A 16,201-nucleotide genomic window follows, 5' to 3' on the forward strand; every position below is an offset into this window, starting at 1 on the left:
ACACTGGGGCACGCGCGGCAAACCGCGCGTGCCTATTATTTTGCGCCGCGTGCAAAAAATAAGCGCGTTTCCGTCACTTCTCCGCCCGTCCGATAAAATAAAAGCCGTTCGACGTGTGTCCGTTCATCGTCGTGAAGGTCAGGCGGCTGTATTCGAGCTCTTTGAAGCCGCTCAGGAGCGCCTTTATCCAAAGCTCGTCGTGGTGGCGGCATACCGCGCCTTCCGGCAGTTCGAAGACGCCGTACACGCCGTACTTGTCTTTGAATTTTTCGTAGCGCGCGGCGTTGCGCTCGTCGGCGTTGAGCAGGAAGTCGTTGACGTACAGGATACCGCCGGGACGCAGGACGCGGCGGATCTCCGCTATGAAGCGCTCCTGCTCCGCGTCGGTGCGTATGCAGGTGAGCACGGCGAAGACTATAACGGCGCCGGCGCTTTCGTCTGGCAGGTCGATTCTCTCCGCCTCGGCCTTCACTCGCAGGTCAAGGTAAGGATACTCGTCGCGGCCTCTTTGTATCATTCCTTCGGAAAAATCTATGCCTATGAGATCGCGCCAGCCCGCGCGGTAAAGCTCGTCGAGCGTGCGCCCGTAGCCGCAGCCGACGTCGAGTATCGAGGCTACGCGCGGGACGTATTTTTCAAACGCTTCGAGCTGAAACGGCGTTGTGAATTGTTTTGTCTCCGCGGCTTTGTTCCAATATTCCTGCTGATCCATCTTCTGACTTCCTCCAATTTTTTATACGTGGCTCGCGCTCCGGAGATTTTCAACCGTTTCTAGTTTTCTCAGTCGCATGCGGCGTCTTGCGTATTTTCATTTCCTTCGTCTTTTTTTGCACCGTCGTTTTCATGTTTGAAGCCCCAGAGCATTATTTGATAGAAAATCGGCATGAGGTCTCTTCCTCGCTCCGTAAAGGAATATTCCACGTGAGGCGGAATTTCGTTGTATTGTACGCGGTTTACGAAGCCGTCGGCTTCGAGCTCGCGCAGCGCGCTGGCCAGCATGGTGTTGGTGATGCCGCGTATTTCTTTTTTCAGCGTGCTGAATCGCACCGTGTCGTGGATGCAGAGCTCGTATAAAATCTGCGTCTTCCATTTGCCCTGGAGCATCCGCAGCAGCGGCGTGACGGGGCAGTTGCCGAGGTCGGTCACGATGCCTTTTTTAACGTCGCGCAGGTATTCTTCGTATGTCATTGTTTGGTCCATCGCCGGAACTCCTTCCCCGTCACGCGCCGAGGCACGCGGGCCAGCCGAGCACCCTGCGCTTCATGCCGCCGACGTCGAGCACGCCCTGCGCGAAGCCTTTTCTGACCAGCTCTTCGGGCACGTATTCGTCGTATTTTTCAAAGACGGGGACTTCCTTCGGGTAGAGCAGCTCCATCGGGTCGAAGTCTTTGGCGGCCTCTTCGGCCGTGACGCGGTAGAATTCTTCTTCCGAGGCCTTCATCGTGAACTGCATGTAGTACGGCCGCGAAGGGGCGAGCCCGCGGAGGCCGAGCCGTTTGCCGCAGCGTATTTTGAGAAACCGCTCAAGCGCGAGAAAGCCGTAGCTTCCGAGCCACGGGAACAGCGCCCATATGTTTCCGCCGAGGTTCACGAGCGGCCGTTCCGCGACGCCAGCTTTCGCGAATGTCTCCCTCGCGTCCATAAGCCTGCACGCCGCGCGGCGCATGAGGTACGGATAGCTCGTCCGCTCGTTCAGGACGCCGTACATGCGTTCGAGTATGCGCGTGTGGATGTCGCCGGCCACGTCGCCGAAGTAGGCCGGGATGCTGCCTTTTACAAGCGTACACCAGACTTCGCGTTTTTTGTGGTCCACCTCTTCGACGAGCCAGACGCGGCCGGCTATCGCTATCTTGTCGCCTGGGGGCGGCGGCTTTACTATCGTACCCAGCTCTTCGGGGCCGGAGCGAACAGAGTATTCTATGTTTTCGCGGAATACGGCATAGAACTTGTAGTCGTTGACTATGCGTTCGCCGGCGAGGCCGAGGATGAGGCCTCCGTTTTCAGTCCGGCTTATGTGGTCCGTTTCGAGCAGGCGGCGGAGCAGGATGCGGTAGTCGTCCTGCGAAATCCCGCGGAAGCAGGAGAGCGTCAGCACGCGCGAGGCCAGCTCCCCCGGCGTCATCTCGCCGCACGACGCGAGAGTGCTCATTGTCTGGTGATAGAGCAGGCTGTAGGGCAGCCGGCCGGTACGCGGCGGCTCGACGAAGCGCTCTTCGATGTAGAGCTGCACGATGGCGATCCCCTGTATCAGATACCACGGGACCGTCTCGGGCATCAGCGCTCGCGGCTCGGCGTGGTCTTCGCGCATGACGAACCACATTTCGGCCGGAGCGCCGCGCCGTCCCGTCCTGCCCATCCTCTGGAGAAAGCCGGAGACTGTGAAGGGCGCGTCTATCTGGAACGCGCGCTCGAGTCTGCCGACGTCGATTCCGAGCTCGAGCGTCGCCGTCGCGCAGACGGACATCGTCGAGTCGTCGTCCTTCATCTCTTCTTCGGCGCTCTCGCGGTACGACGACGAGAGGTTTCCGTGGTGTATTAGGAATCTGTCGGGCTCGCCGTTGGCCTCACAGTACTGCCGAAGGCACTGGCAGACGGCTTCGCATTCTTCGCGCGAGTTGGTGAAGATGAGGCATTTCTTGCCCCGCGTGTGCTCGAAGATGTAGCCTATCCCCGGGTCGGCAGCCTTGGGCGCGGTGTCGGCCGGCGCTTCCGGACGGATGGTCTCCGGCGCCGACTGGCGGTCTTCGTCGGCCTGCGGCGCTGTGTTGTAAAAATGTTCCATCGAGAGCCGCCACACTTCCCTGCCGCCGTCGAAGCGCGGCACTACGGTGCGCCGTCCGCTGCCGGCGGCGAGGAAACGCCCCGCCGCTTCCGGGTCGCCGATGGTGGCGGACAGGCCGACTCTTCGCGGGCTGCACCCGGCAAGGCGGCACATGCGCTCTATCAGGCAGAATGTCTGCAGGCCGCGGTCGCCGCGCAGAAGCGAATGGATTTCATCTATGACGATAAAGCGCAGGTCGCCGAAGAGCGACGGAATCTCCATGTGCTTGTTTATCATCAGAGATTCGAGCGATTCCGGCGTTATCTGCAGGATGCCGCCCGGCTTGCGCATAAGCCGCCGTTTCTGCGACTGCGGCACGTCGCCGTGCCAGCGGGTCACGGGGATGCCGGCCTCTTCGCAGAGTTCGCCGAGCCTGCCGAACTGGTCGTTGATCAGAGCTTTCAGCGGCGCTATATAAAGCGCGCCGACGCTGCGCGGAGGGTCTTCGTCTAGCAGCGTCAGTATCGGGAAAAACGCCGCCTCCGTCTTGCCGGAAGCCGTCGAGGCGGTCAGAAGCACGTTGTCTTCCGTGCCGAAGATGGCCTCGCCAGCGGCGTTCTGCACGCCGCGCAGCGCCTTCCAGCCATAGCGGTATATGTAGTCCTGTATGAAGGGAGCGTACCGGTCGAAGACGTTCATATAGTAAACTCCGCGTAATCCTTGTCCGTCTTGTCGGAGACGGCCTCCGGCTTCGCGTAGTTGAAATCGCCCGACTGCAGCAGGCCGTCCATAGTAAGCTCAGGATTCTGGTACATCAAATCAAGCAGCTCGATGAAATCCCTGATGACCTCGCGCGGCGTGATGTTCTGGTCCGCGCCGACGCGCTCGTATTCCAGCCTGACGAAACGGGCGAGGTCCTCGGTGCCGGGTTTCTTCCGATAGCCGTAGAGCCCGGCGTGCATGTCCGAGAGTTTTTCGCAGAGCACGAGCATTTCCTCCGGCGTCAGCGGCTCAAGACGTATCACCGGCGCGAGAAGGTCCCTCGCCCCTGGCCTCGAAAATTTGCCCTCGGCAAGACGCGAGCGCAGCGCCTCGTAGCTGTAGAGACCGCGCCGCCTGTCTTCGACGGCCTGCGGCGTCGCGCCCATGATGACGCCGAGGTACCTCGCTCTGCCCTGAAGGACGTCGTTGTACATGGTCAGCAGCTTCTCGTAATTGTACTGCCGCGTCACTGAGTTCGGAATCTTGTAGAGATTGACCAGCTCGTCGATCATTATCATCATGCCGGCGTACCCCGCCATGCGGAAGAATACGGCGAAGATTTTCAGATATTCGTACCAGTCGTCGTCGGTGATGATGATGCTGACGCCGAGCTCATCCTTCGCCTCGCGCTTCAGCGTATATTCGCCGCGGAACCAGCGCGTCACCTTCGCCTTCATCACGTCGTCGTCTTCGACGTAGGCGTGGTAATAGACGGACAACAGCCGAGCGAACTCGAAGCCGTGCACAAGCTCGCTGACCGTGGAGGTGACCTCGTAGATTTTTCTGTCAACGGCCTTTGTCAGCGCTGGGTCGCCCGGCTCGAGTCCGGTCTCCTGCACCGTCTGAGCGCGCACGCCGCTTATCCACCGGTCGAGCACGAGCGTCAGCGCGCCGCCCTCCGGCTTCGTCTTGGTCGAGAGGCTGCCTATCAGCTCGCGATAGGTGGCGAGCCCCTGCCCCCTCGTCCCCTGGAGCCGGCGCTCGGGCGAGAGGTCGGCGTCAGCCACGATGAAGCCCCTGTCCATCACGTAGTTGCGGATGGTCTGTATCAGGAAGCTTTTGCCGGAGCCGTATCGCCCGACTATGAAACGGAAGGACGCGCCGCCCTCCGCCGTGATGTCCACGTCGTGCAGCAGCGCCTCGATTTCGTTTTTCCTTCCAACTGTGATATACGGCAGTCCCACCCTCGGGACTACGCCGCCTTTCAGCGAATTCAATATCGTCTGCGCGATCCGCCTCGGAACTTTCTTATTGTCCGCGTCCACCGGCACCGCCTCCAAACATTTTAAGAATATCTTCGCGATAGTCCTCGACAAACGAAAGGGTTTCTCCGTCGCATTCGACGGCGTTGTCGCCTATCGCGTCGAACAGGGCCTCGTTTACGGCGTCCGCCGCGACCGAGGGCATCATGTGCGATGCCTTTATGGCGGCTCCGGCCGCCTTGGGCCCTCCGTTGATAAGGTCGAGAAGTATCCGCCGCAGCGTTTCGTCGAGCGCGGGCGGCCCGCCGGCTTCTTCATCAGCCGTAGCCGCCTGCCGCGTCTCTTCCGCGCGCGCCGGCGTCTCCGGCGCGGCGGGGCCGTCGGTATCTTCCTCCGTCAGCAGGCTGTCCATCGTGACGAGCGCGTCGCGCCGTATCCGGTCGAGCCCGGAGAAATCTATCGTCACCTTCGGCCTCGCGGCCTCGCTTTCCCTCCTGCGCTCCTCCGCCAGCACGCGCTCCACGAAAGGCGACGCCCACGCCTCGTCTGGGTCCTCGCGGAGCGCGGCGCCAGTCTTGAAATATTTTCTAAGCAGGCGGTCAGTCTCGTGCAGAAGGCTGCGGAAGAGCTTCCTGTCAAAAAACAGATCGTCGTAGCGCGATTCGCGCCACTCGCCGCCCCGGCAGCGGTAGCTCCTGCCCGCGTCCAGCTCGTAGTCCGCGTCAGGGTGCGGCTTCTCCTGCCAATAGACGGCGTTGGCGAAAGGATACCACCGGCAAAGCCTCCGCCTTCCGAAACACGCCGTGAAAAATTTGTTCCCGCTGACGCGATGCTCCTCCGCGACGGCTCGCCATACCGCGGCGAAAATGCGCTTTCCCCGCCCGCCGCGCAGTGAGGCGGCGGGCGAATGGGCCAGCCGCTTTCCGTCCAGAGCGCAGAGAGCTGAGAAAATATCCTCGTCCGACGCATCCTTAGAGTTCTTTAGGACGGCGAGCGCCTCGTCCCGCTTTATCACGGCGGGATCCGCGTACTGCCGCGCCAGCTCCGGCGGCAGGCCGCGCGTCACGGCGTACTCGAATTCCCATCGACGCAGGTTGCCGCGCATTCCTGGGTCTCCTATGCCGGAATCTATAAATCCCGTCTCAAAATCGCGCATCTTCTTCAGCGCGTCCTCGGGAGAGTCCGTCCCGATGCCGTTGATCAGCTCGTACACATACAGATATGCGAGCGAAGCGGGTATCGGAGAGAAGACTCCCTTCCTGACGCGGGCGCGCCACGTGAAATATCCGCGGAGCTGCCCTATATTCAGATCGTGGTAAGTGGTGAAGTAGCGGCGGAACACTCCGCTCCACGGCGCGTCGTCCTCGTAGTCCTCCATAAATTTGCCCTGCCGGTAAAAGTTACGGCATTTCTGTGCGAACGAGCCGTCCGTATATTCGTATAGCCTCAGCATTTCTCGGATTTTTTGCGGGACGTCGGGAATTTCTCCGGCCCCGCGCTCGCCTGCGGCCGGCAGCGCCACAGCCCCGAGCTCCGCCGCTTGAACGGCGGGCGTGGCGTCAAGCACGATAGTATAACCGCGTTTCTCACCGGAATAGACGGCGCGGTCGAAGAGGCGGAAGACTACCTCCGGCTTGGTATTTTCGCCGAAGCTGACTCCTACCCAGCGGTCACCCTCCATTCGGAAAGGCCGCGAAAGAAACGGCTCGGCCTTTTCGGCGGGCTCGAGCCGCCCGCACTTGATATCGCATAACTGAACCTCAGCCCTTGAAACTGGGTCACGCCGGCGTATAAGGAGCGCGATCCACCTTCCAGTGGCCGGATGGGCCATGACGGAAAAGCCGTGAAATCCCACCCATTTGCGCTGCTCGCGGATATGGAACTTTTCTTCGGCGTAGGCCGTCAACTCCGACAAATCCATCAAGTCACCACACGGCACGGACGCAGGTTCTGAAAAACCGTCTGGAACCGTCGCGGGATAAAATCCGACGCCGCGCCTTCCTCAAGGTATAGTATAAAAATTGTACTATATCCAACTAGAAAATCAAGTACGCAGAAAATCCGCACTTGGTATCGTAAGGCGTACCTGGTAGGTATTTTGTCCCGAAGCTCGTGTCGTTACAGCACGCGCTCGAAGAGCAGGAAGTTTCTCGGTTCGCCTATGTCTTCGTAGAATATTTCAACGGTCCCGGCGTTTTTGAAGCCGTGGGAAAGGTACATTTTCTGCGGGATTACGTTGCCCTCTATGCAGTCGAGGCGGAGTGCTTTCTGTCCGCGTGCGCGCGCCGTTTCCGCCGCGTGTTCCACGAGGCGGCCCGCGTATCCCCTGCCGCCGTACCGCGGCGAGACGCGCAGCGCGTGCAGCACCGAGACGGATTTCTTATCCGCATCTATCTGCCACGGCGCCGCGTCGTACGCTTCGTCGCATTCGTTGTTCATTATGTACGCGGCTATTATTTCCCCGTCTTCTTCGCCGACGAAAAGGCCGCCTTCGCGGGCCGCCGCTTCCGCCATCGCGCGCGGCGGGAATCCCCCCTTGTATTCTCCGCGCAGGAATTTCGCGCCGCCGAGCTCGCGGCACATCGCGTCGTAAAATTCCATTATTTCATCAAGCTCGTCAATTTTCGCCTCGCGTATCACCATCCGCCCGCGCCTCCGTTCTCTCCGTCTCTTCGCGTTATGATACCAGATACGGCGCGCGCGTAAAACATAGAAAAAGCCCCGGGGCTTTCGCTCCGGGGCAGCGTCGTTTGCTTTTGCGTGAATCGCGCGTGGCTTAGAAGCTTTCCTGTGCGTTTCTAGCGATGATCTCTTCCTGCTGGTAGTTGTCGAGGTCTACGAAGTAGTCGCTGTAGCCCGCGACGCGGACGAGGAGGCCGCGGTAGTTGTCCGGGTGGGCCTGGGCGTCGCGCAGCGTCGCTTCGTCGACGACGTTGAACTGGATGTGGTGCCCGCCGAGCTTGAAGTAGGCGCGGATGAGGTTCTTGACGCCTTCGATCCCCTCTTCGCCGGCGAGGACGGAGGGCAGGAAGCGCTGGTTGAGCAGCGTTCCGCCGGACTTGACCTGGTCCATCTTGCCGAGCGACTTGACGACCGCGGTCGGGCCGTGGCGGTCTGCGCCGTGGCTCGGGCTGGTGCCGTCGGACTCGGGCATTCCGCTGAAGCGTCCGTTCGGCGTCGCGGCGAGTTTCTGCCCGAAGTAGTTGTGGCAGGTCGTCGAGAGCATGTTGAGGTGGTAGGTCGGGCCGAGGATGCTGTGCTTTCCGTCGATTGTGCGGAAGAGGCTGTCGTATACCCTTCTCATTATGTCGTCGGCGTAGTCGTCGTCGTTGCCGAAGAACGGCGTCTTGTTCCAGAGGGTGAGGCGCATTGCTTCGTGGCCCTCCCAGTTGTCCTTCATCGCCGCGACGAGTTCCTCGAGCGTGTAGGTGCCTTCGTCGTAGACGTGCTTCTTTATCGCGGAGAGGCTGTCGGTGATGGTGCCTATGCCGCAGCACTGGATGTAGTCGCTGTTATAGCGCGGGCCGCCGTTGTAGTAGTCCTTACCCTTCTCGATGCAGTCGCGGATGACGCAGGAGAGGTAGGTCGCCGCCATATTGGTGGCGTACTGGTGGCGCAGGTAGTTGTCCACGCCTATCTTCGTATCGACGACGTATTCCATCTGCTTCTCGAAGGCCGTGTAGAGGTCGTCGAAGGTCTTGAAGTCGGAGAGTTCGCCGGTCTTGATGCTGACCTGTTTTCCGGTGAGCATGTCTACGCCGTTGGTGAGCGCGTACTCGAGGAGCTTCGGCGTGTTGAGGTAGCCGTGGAGCAGGTAGGCTTCCTTGCCGGAGCAGCCGGTCTCGATGCAGCCGCTGGTGCCGCCTTCGCGCGCGTCTTCGAGCGTTTTGCCTACGCGCATCTGCTCCTGGATGACCATGTCGGCGTTGAAGACCGACGGGTAGCCCATGCCGTTGCGGAAGACTCTCGCCGCCGCGCGGATGACGTTGTCTGGCGTGCGCTCGCTGACCTGGATGTTGCCCTGCGGCTGGAGCAGGCGCAGCTCGTTGAAGAGCTCGAGGCAGATGTAGGTGACTTCGTTGGAGCCGTCGGTGCCGTCGCGCTTGAGTCCCGCGAGGTTGATGTTGGTGAAGTCGTTGTAGGTGCCGCTTTCCTTCGCTGTGACGCCGACTTTCGGCGGGGCCGGCGTGTTGTTGACCTTGATGAAGAGGCAGGCGAGAAGCTCTTTCGCCTGGTCGCGCGTGAGCGTGCCGTCGGCGAGGCCCTTCTCATAGAACGGCCCGAGGTGCTGGTCGAGGTGTCCGGGGCTCATGGCGTCCCAGCCGTTGAGCTCGGTGATGGTCGCGAGGTGTACGAACCAGTACATCTGCACGGCCTCCCAGAAGTCGCGCGGCGCGTGGGCGGGGACCCAACGGCATACGTCGGCTATCTTGAGTAGCTCGGCTTTGCGGGTCTCGTCCTTCTCTTCGGCGGCCATCTTTTCGGCGAGGTCGGCGTGACGCTCGGCGAAGATGATGACCGCGTCGCAGGAGATGTCCATACCCTGGAGCTGCTCGTCCTTAGCGGTAGCTTCGGGGTCGTTGATGAAGTCGAGCTTCGCGCGTGCTTCGGCGATGTCCTTCTTCATGTCGAGGGCGCCCTTCTGGTAGATGAGGTTGTCGAGCGACGTGTGCCCCAGCGCGCGCTGCTCGCCGAACTCGGTGAAGGTGCCGGCCTCGTAGAGGAGGTTCCACGCCTCGGGCATACGCTCGAAGAGGCGGTCTCTCATGCAGCGGCCGCGCCAGTAGGGCTCGACTTCCTTTTCGTAAATGTCCATGTCGGCCGGCGACACGGTGTAGTTCTGCTGCGCGCGCGTAGTGAGGACTTCAAAGTCGTGGCGCGAGTGGCAGGTCAGCTCAGGGAAGGTCGAGACGGCCTTCGGGAACGGGCCGCGCTCGCCGACGATGAGCTCGTCCTTGCCTATGTAGATGGTCTTGTTTTCGCAGATATGCTTGAAGTTCGCGCCGCGAAGCACAGGCATAGGAAGCTTGCCTTCGTACTCCTTGTAGAACTCGGTCTCGAGCAGCGCTCTTTCGATGGAAATGCTCGGGTGCTGGTCGAAGCTCGCGTCGCGGAGCCTCTTGACGCGCTCGCTCGAAGGAGCGGCGGCCTTCTGGACTTCTTCGCTCATCTGTCCGCAGCAGCACGGTGTTTTGATGTTTTCAGCCATTGTTGTTTACCTCCTTGCGGTATTTCGTTATGATGTCTGTTTCTAAACTTTTACGGCGTTTCCCAGGGGGCTATCCGCCGATGTGTACTTTCAGCCCGTAGCTCTCGAGTATCGCCGCGGCGTGCCGCGTCTGGTTCTCCGTCGGCGGCATAAGGTCGGGCAGTTTGTAGTCCATGTGCCAGCGCTCATGCTTGCCCTTCGCCACCGTGTGGTACGGCAGTATGTTGACGCCAACTATTCCGCGCAGCGGAGCTACGAATTTTCCTATGGCGCGCATGTTGTCGTCGCCGCTGTTGAGCCCCGGCATGAACGGGATGCGGACGTTGACGTTCGCCCCCGCCTCGCATATCGCGGCTAGGTTCTCGAGTATAACGACGTTGTCGACGCCGGTGTATTTTTTATGCTCCTCCGGGTCCATGTGCTTGATGTCGTAAAGATAAAGGTCGGTGCGCTTGACAGAATCTACTATCACGCGCTTCTGCGTGAAGCCGCAGGTATCCACGCAGCGGTGGTAGCCCTGCGCGCCGCAGGCGTCGAGCGCCTCGATAAGAAACTCGGGCTGCATGAAAGGCTCGCCTCCCGAGAAGGTGACTCCGCCGGTGCGGAAGAAAATCTCGTCCTTGTGAAGCTCTTCCATGAGAGCCTCGACGGTGTACGGCCTTCCGCAGAGTTCGCGCGCCTCTGGCGGGCATGCGTCGCAGCATTTGCCGCAGCCGTTGCAGAGCCCTTCGTCCGTCACGAGAGAGCCGTTCACGACGGAGACGGCGCCGTTCGGGCAGACTTTTATGCACGTTCCGCAGCCGATGCACTTCTCCGAACGGAAGAGCACCGTCGGCGCCACGGACTGGCTCTCCGGATTGTGACACCACCAGCAGGCCAGCGGACAGCCTTTGAGATGCACCGTAGTGCGCGTCCCGGGCCCGTCGTGTATGGAATATTTCTTGATGTCGAATATTATCCCGCTCTTACTCAACGGTAAGATTCCCCTCCTCTGACACGTCAAGCTCCACATGGTTCGCAAAATAATATCTGCGTATGAAGCGCTCCTGCACCGAGAAAGACCAATGCACGTCGCGGATATAGTCCGCCGCCCCGTTGAAGTCGTGCTCCCTCAGAAGCTTTATCATCGCCGCGTGCTCGTCGAGCGAATGAACCTCCCACTCCTTCACGAAGGTCTTGTTTCTCGGAAAATCGTAAAGACGCTCCTTGCGTATCTTCACCGCGTGGTACATCTCCGCGTTGTCCAGCATATCGAGGTAGACGTTGTGGAACCGCAGATTCGCCTCGTAAAAGACGGTGAAATTATTGTGGTCCAGAGCCTTCCTCATCTGCTGGTTGTACTTCTCCATAACGTCGGCGTCCGCGTCGCGGAACCTGACCGCGACGAGCAGCAGAGCCGCCGACTCGAGAGCGCCGAGAATCTCGTAAATATTGCGTATCTTCTCCAGAGTCAGAGAATTCACCACTACGCCCCGGCGCGGGAAAATCGTCACAAATCCCTCCGACTCGAGCTGAAAAAGAGCGTCGCGCAGCGGCGTCCTGCTCATCCCCAGTTCGCGGCTGATGTCGTTGAGGTTCAAAAAGGCCCCAGGCCTAAGCCTGCCCTCGTTCATCTGCACGCGAAGATAGTCGTATACCTGCTCCTTCAACGATTTCAACGTGAAGTGGGATTCGCACGTCATAAAATTCTTCCCCTCTCGCATTCTAATTGTAGCACAGATATATCAGTTTGCCAACGTGAACCTGATTATCCGCGCCGCAGAAAAATTCAAAACGCGCAAAGGCGTTGTAATATCAAGCCTTTTTAAGCTTATGCGCCACGCGCGCCGTGATATTTTTCAAAAAATTGTCATCGCCCTTTGTAAAGAGCGGCCAATTCAGTTTACTTATTATAATTCTAATACAAGGGCCTTGGAAACATCTCGCATAAAGGGATTACAGCGCGGCGAAAAAAGGTTATACTTAACAAATCGGGGGAAATCCTGGTTCCTTCGGAAAGCGACGAGACAACTACGAAAGGGGAATTTTTATGAGGATACAGACCTTCAAGCTTGAAAGACAGTTCGCGCTATACAAGGCCAAGGCGAAATATATGCTGAGCCAAAGCTCATGCGAGGGCTGCACGATGCGCGAGATCCTCGACATGGCAGACGACGAATGCCGCCGCCTGTGGGACGATCTCAGCCTCGGCTATACGAAGCCGGAGGGCTTCCTTCCCCTGCGCGAGGCTATATCGTCGCGCTACACCTCGATACGCCCCTCCGACATACTAGAGCTCGCGCCGGAAGAGGGCATCTTCATTTTCATGAACAATATGCTCGAGCCGGGCGACGAGGTCATCGTCATGCACCCGACGCTCCCGTCGCTCTACGAGCTGCCGCGCGCGCTCGGCTGCACCGTCGTCAAATGGCCTCTCGAGGTCACAAGCTGGGGCTGGCGGCTGGATATAAACTTCCTCGCCGAAAACATCTCGCCGAAAACGAAGCTGCTCATCATGAACGTGCCGAACAACCCGACCGGCTTCATCCCGGTGCGCGCGGAGCTGGACAGGATACTGAACCTGGCAGACCGCAACGGCACGTGGATATTCAACGAAGAGACGTACCGCGGCATGGAACACGACCCTGGCGCGGCCCTTCCCTCGCTCGCGGACATATACCCGCGCGCGACCGTCGTCGGCGGCCTCAACAAATACGGCCTGCCCGGCACGCGAATCGGCTGGCTCGCCTCGAAGAACCGCCAGATCATAAGCGACTGCGCCGCCTTCAAAGACTACACGACGCTCTGCAACAACGCTCCGGGCGAAATACTGGCCACGATAGCGATGCGCAACGCTCCGGACCTCCTTAAGCGCAACCACGACATAGTGCTCGAGAACCTCGCCGTAGCCGAATCCTTCTTCAAGAAGCACCGCGACCTCTTCCAATGGATACAGCCCAACGGAGGCGCGACGGCTTTCCCGCGTCTGCTTCCTCCGCTCGACGTGACAGAGATGTGCGAGCGCGCGATGGCGGAAAAGCAGCTCCTTATAATAGGAGAGCGCGCCTTCGGCCTCAACACGAACCACTTCCGCGTCGGCCTCGGACGGCGCGATTTCAAAGAGTCGCTCGCCGTATTCGCGGACTGCGTTGAGCATATGAAGGCCGCAGCCGAAGCCAGGGGCAAATAATCGCGAACAAGCCGCGCCGCCGGCGCGGCTCTTCAAGACTGACATAAAATAAAAAGGAAATAAAAACAGGAGTGATTCAATCATGCGTTATTCAGACAGGATTCTGACAACCCCGTCCTCTTTCATAAGGGACATACTCAAAGTGACGGAGGACCCGTCGGTCATATCGTTCGCCGGCGGACTGCCGAACCCCATATCGTTCCCGCAGGAGGCCCTCAAGGAGTCCGCGTGCAGGATAATCGACGAATTCCACGGAAAAGTCTTCCAGTACTCGACGACCAACGGCTACGCGCCGCTGCGCCAGTACATCGCCGACAAATATAACAGAAACTTCGGCCTCAACCTCAAGCCCGAACACGTACTCATCACAACCGGCTCGCAGCAGGCGCTCGACCTGATGGCGAAGATACTGCTCAACAAGGGCGACGGCGTCATAATCGAAGAGCCCGGCTACCTCGGCGCAATACAGGCTTTCATGATGTTCGAGCCGACTTTCTACCCCGTCACTCTCGAGCACGAGGGGCTGAAACTCGACGAACTCGAAGCCGCGCTCAAAAGGGGCGTCAAGTTCGCCTACACAGTGCCGAACTTCCAGAACCCGACCGGCCTCACCTACACGATGGAGCGCCGCGAGGCGATACGCGAACTCTTCGAAAAGTACGACACCGTGCTCATCGAAGACGACCCATACGGAGAGCTGCGCTTCAAGGGCGACAAGCTGCCCTACATCGGCGCCGGCAAGCTCGCGCACAGCGTCATCCACGGCTCCTTCTCCAAGACCGTCACGCCAGGCATGCGCCTCGGCTTCATGATCACGCAGGACGACGAGCTCATGCAGCACCTCATCACCGCGAAACAGTCGAGCGACCTGCACACGAACATCTTCTCGCAGTACATGATCTACGACTACCTCGCGCACAACGAATACCAGCAGCACGTAGACAAGATCGTAGCGCTCTACAAAGAGCAGTCCGACGCGATGCTCGCCGCGATAAAGGAATACTTCCCCGCCGGAGTCAAGTACACCGAGCCGGAAGGCGGAATGTTCATCTGGGTCACTCTGCCCGAAGGCATGTCGGCGCTCAAGCTTTTCCACAAGGCGATGGAAAAGAAGGTCGCCTTCGTCCCCGGCGATCCGTTCTACGTAGGCAAGAGCGACGTCAACACCTTCCGCCTCAACTACACGAACTCGACCGACGAAGTCATCCGCGAGGGAATCAAGCGCCTCGGCGAAGTCATCAAGGAATCTATGCCGAGCCGCGAAAGATAACAAATTCCCGAAGCCACGCAAAAGCCAAGCCTCGCGCGCAAAGCGCGGGGCTTTTTCGTACGCGCGCGGAAACCTCCCGAGGCCGCACGGAAATTCCGCGGCGATAGGCCGCCGTCAAAATTTTGTCCGACGCGCGGATTTCGTGTACAATAATCCCAGCAGAGGTGAGAAAATGGCCGCCGCCCGAGAGATGAATCCTAAACTCAAAATTTTGATACCGGTCGTGCGCGGGCTTGCGCGCATACTCGGCAAGGATTACGAGGTGAACCTTCACGACGTATCCATCCCCGAGCGTTCGCTCGTGCTCTGTGAGAACGGCTACGTCACGGGGCGCAGCGAGGGCGGCCCGATGACCGACTTCGGCCTGCTCATGCTCAAGTCCGAGGAATATCAGAGCCGTGAAGGCGTCTTCAACTACCTCGCGAAGAACAACCGCGGCGAGCTCATCAAATGCAGCTGCATCTTCATACGCGACGAGAACGACAAAATAATAGGCTTCCTCTGCGTCAACTATGATCTCAAAAAAGCCGTCGCTGCGCAGGAGCTTATCGAGGGTCTGCTGCGCGTCGAGATGGGCGCGGCGGACGCCGCATCGGAGAAAGAGTCCGGCGCGCGCTTCCCCGAGCCTGTGCGCGAATCATTCGCGCAGGACATCGAGGAGGTCGTCGGAGACTCGCTCGCGCAGGCGAAGCGCCGCATCGGCAAGCCCTTCAAATATCTCACGAAGCCCGAGAAAAAAGAGGTCATACGCGAACTCAACGACAAGGGCTTCTTCCTGCTCAAGGGCTCAGTGGACAGGCTGGCCGCTGAAATGGGTAACACCAAATTTACAATATATTCCTACATAAGAGAGATACAAAAGAAGGGCTGATCTCCGTTTCGCCTTACAAAAAACCACAGCCGCGTCAAAGCGGCGCCATGTCTCAAAGTTTGTGAATCTATTCTTTTCTATAAAATTTACTTGAACGCTTGACAAAATTTTATAAATATCTCAAAATATTCTATGTCGATAACAAAATATTGATATATAAATCATTTTTTTGATGTATCGCGCTCACCTACGATTTTTATGCTTTATGGACAATTCAATGCGAGCGCCGCGCAGCGGCGCACACCAGCAGGGAGGGAGCAGATGTAATGGAGTTGATCAAGAACCATCCGATACTGGAGTACAGCCACGGACGCGAGGTGAAGTTCACCTTCGACGGGAAAGAGCTCACGGGGTTCGAAGGTGAACCGATAGCGATGGCGCTCCACGCCAACGGCGTGCAGGTCTACCGCGTTACGCCCGAAATGAAGAGGACCAGGGGATTTTTCTGCGCCATAGGCAAATGCAGCTCGTGCTTCATGGTGGTCGACGGCGTACCCAACGTCCGCACCTGCGTCACGCCTCTCGCGGAGGGGATGAAAGTCGAGACGCAGACGGACAAGGGCCGCGTGCCTCTTGAACTTTAGGACGGGAGGGAAGAGATTATGAAGAAAGTATATGAGACCGACCTCCTCGTCGTAGGCGGAGGAGCCGCGGGACTCTGCGCCGCAGCCGAAGCCGCGGGGGCGGGAGCCAAAGTCACGGTAATAGAAAGCGACCTCCACCCGGGAGGACAGCTCGTCAAACAGACCCACAAATTCTTCGGCTCGCGCGACGAATACGCGGGAACCAGAGGCTTCAAAATAGCCGGCATACTCCTGGACGAGATAGCCGCCCTCGGGGACAAAGTGACCATAAAATGCAACTCCACAGTAACGGGCTACTACCCAGAAGACGGAGTCTACACCGTAATGGAAGGCGAAGAAGACTACTACAGGGTAAAAGCCAAAAAAGCCGTAA

General features: G+C 59.1%; 14 protein-coding genes. 5 read left to right on the forward strand and 9 right to left on the reverse strand.

Going from position 1 to position 16,201, the window contains the following annotated elements; translation table 11 throughout:
• Nucleotides 1–73 precede the first annotated feature (73 nt).
• The 9 genes from B5F39_RS05600 to B5F39_RS05640 form a co-directional block, all read right to left on the reverse strand.
• Entirely contained in the window at nt 74–712 is a 639-nt protein-coding gene (locus B5F39_RS05600; RefSeq protein WP_087364810.1) for a class I SAM-dependent methyltransferase, read from the reverse strand.
• A 68-nt stretch (nt 713–780) separates the two neighbouring features.
• Nucleotides 781–1,200 carry a helix-turn-helix domain-containing protein gene (locus tag B5F39_RS05605; protein WP_087364811.1) on the reverse strand — a complete coding sequence of 140 codons (420 nt, stop codon included), beginning with the start codon at nt 1,198–1,200 and terminating at the stop codon, nt 781–783.
• Nucleotides 1,201–1,219: 19 nt separating this feature from the next.
• Entirely contained in the window at nt 1,220–3,460 is a 2,241-nt protein-coding gene (locus B5F39_RS05610; protein WP_087364813.1) for a DEAD/DEAH box helicase, read from the reverse strand.
• Entirely contained in the window at nt 3,457–4,788 is a 1,332-nt protein-coding gene (locus B5F39_RS05615) for an ATP-binding protein (protein WP_087364815.1), read from the reverse strand. Before B5F39_RS05615 ends, B5F39_RS05610 begins: the two co-directional genes overlap by 4 nt.
• Nucleotides 4,772–6,640: a TerB N-terminal domain-containing protein gene (locus B5F39_RS05620; RefSeq protein ID WP_158095949.1), complete on the reverse strand. Its 1,869-nt coding sequence runs from the start codon at nt 6,638–6,640 to the stop codon at nt 4,772–4,774. The genes B5F39_RS05615 and B5F39_RS05620 overlap by 17 nt, the downstream gene beginning before the upstream one ends.
• Before the next feature lie 203 nt (nt 6,641–6,843).
• Nucleotides 6,844–7,368 carry a GNAT family N-acetyltransferase gene (locus B5F39_RS05625; RefSeq protein ID WP_087364818.1) on the reverse strand — a complete coding sequence of 175 codons (525 nt, stop codon included), beginning with the start codon at nt 7,366–7,368 and terminating at the stop codon, nt 6,844–6,846.
• Between the two features lie 133 nt (nt 7,369–7,501).
• Complete coding sequence (gene hypD / locus B5F39_RS05630) at nt 7,502–9,934, reverse strand: trans-4-hydroxy-L-proline dehydratase (RefSeq protein ID WP_239391125.1); 2,433 nt, start codon at nt 9,932–9,934, stop codon at nt 7,502–7,504.
• A gap of 70 nt (nt 9,935–10,004) precedes the next feature.
• On the reverse strand, nt 10,005–10,907 hold the full coding sequence (locus B5F39_RS05635; RefSeq protein WP_087364819.1) for a glycyl-radical enzyme activating protein: 903 nt from the start codon (nt 10,905–10,907) through the stop codon (nt 10,005–10,007).
• On the reverse strand, nt 10,900–11,592 hold the full coding sequence (locus tag B5F39_RS05640) for a GntR family transcriptional regulator (protein ID WP_239391127.1): 693 nt from the start codon (nt 11,590–11,592) through the stop codon (nt 10,900–10,902). The genes B5F39_RS05635 and B5F39_RS05640 overlap by 8 nt, the downstream gene beginning before the upstream one ends.
• A 371-nt stretch (nt 11,593–11,963) precedes the next feature.
• Here B5F39_RS05640 and B5F39_RS05645 point away from each other — a divergent pair, with 371 nt between their 5' ends.
• The 5 genes from B5F39_RS05645 to B5F39_RS05665 all read left to right on the forward strand — a co-directional run.
• Nucleotides 11,964–13,103 carry an aminotransferase class I/II-fold pyridoxal phosphate-dependent enzyme gene (locus B5F39_RS05645; protein ID WP_087364823.1) on the forward strand — a complete coding sequence of 380 codons (1,140 nt, stop codon included), beginning with the start codon at nt 11,964–11,966 and terminating at the stop codon, nt 13,101–13,103.
• Between the two features lie 82 nt (nt 13,104–13,185).
• Nucleotides 13,186–14,373 (forward strand): PLP-dependent aminotransferase family protein, encoded by a 1,188-nt coding sequence (locus B5F39_RS05650; protein ID WP_087364825.1) that lies wholly within the window; start codon nt 13,186–13,188, stop codon nt 14,371–14,373.
• A 172-nt stretch (nt 14,374–14,545) separates the two neighbouring features.
• A complete protein-coding gene (locus B5F39_RS05655) occupies nt 14,546–15,244 on the forward strand; it encodes a transcriptional regulator (RefSeq protein ID WP_087364827.1) in 699 nt (232 codons plus the stop codon).
• Nucleotides 15,245–15,510: 266 nt separating this feature from the next.
• Complete coding sequence (locus B5F39_RS05660; protein ID WP_087364829.1) at nt 15,511–15,828, forward strand: (2Fe-2S)-binding protein; 318 nt, start codon at nt 15,511–15,513, stop codon at nt 15,826–15,828.
• Nucleotides 15,829–15,846: 18 nt separating this feature from the next.
• Nucleotides 15,847–16,201, forward strand: a 355-nt coding sequence (locus B5F39_RS05665) for an FAD-dependent oxidoreductase (protein ID WP_143330664.1), incomplete at its 3' end; no start/stop codon positions are given.

It is taken from the genome of Cloacibacillus sp. An23, from assembly GCF_002159945.1.
GTDB lineage: Bacteria > Synergistota > Synergistia > Synergistales > Synergistaceae > Caccocola.

What these genes read in the sequence shown, in the direction of transcription:
- B5F39_RS05600 (WP_087364810.1), bottom strand. Translation starts at nt 712, where the DNA reads ATGGATCAGCAGGAATATTGGAACAAAGCCGCGGAGACAAAACAATTC.
- B5F39_RS05605 (WP_087364811.1), bottom strand. Translation starts at nt 1,200, where the DNA reads ATGGACCAAACAATGACATACGAAGAATACCTGCGCGACGTTAAAAAA.
- B5F39_RS05610 (WP_087364813.1), bottom strand. Translation starts at nt 3,460, where the DNA reads ATGAACGTCTTCGACCGGTACGCTCCCTTCATACAGGACTACATATAC.
- B5F39_RS05625 (WP_087364818.1), bottom strand. Translation starts at nt 7,368, where the DNA reads ATGGTGATACGCGAGGCGAAAATTGACGAGCTTGATGAAATAATGGAA.
- hypD (WP_239391125.1), bottom strand. Translation starts at nt 9,934, where the DNA reads ATGGCTGAAAACATCAAAACACCGTGCTGCTGCGGACAGATGAGCGAA.
- B5F39_RS05645 (WP_087364823.1), top strand. Translation starts at nt 11,964, where the DNA reads ATGAGGATACAGACCTTCAAGCTTGAAAGACAGTTCGCGCTATACAAG.
- B5F39_RS05650 (WP_087364825.1), top strand. Translation starts at nt 13,186, where the DNA reads ATGCGTTATTCAGACAGGATTCTGACAACCCCGTCCTCTTTCATAAGG.
- B5F39_RS05655 (WP_087364827.1), top strand. Translation starts at nt 14,546, where the DNA reads ATGGCCGCCGCCCGAGAGATGAATCCTAAACTCAAAATTTTGATACCG.
- B5F39_RS05660 (WP_087364829.1), top strand. Translation starts at nt 15,511, where the DNA reads ATGGAGTTGATCAAGAACCATCCGATACTGGAGTACAGCCACGGACGC.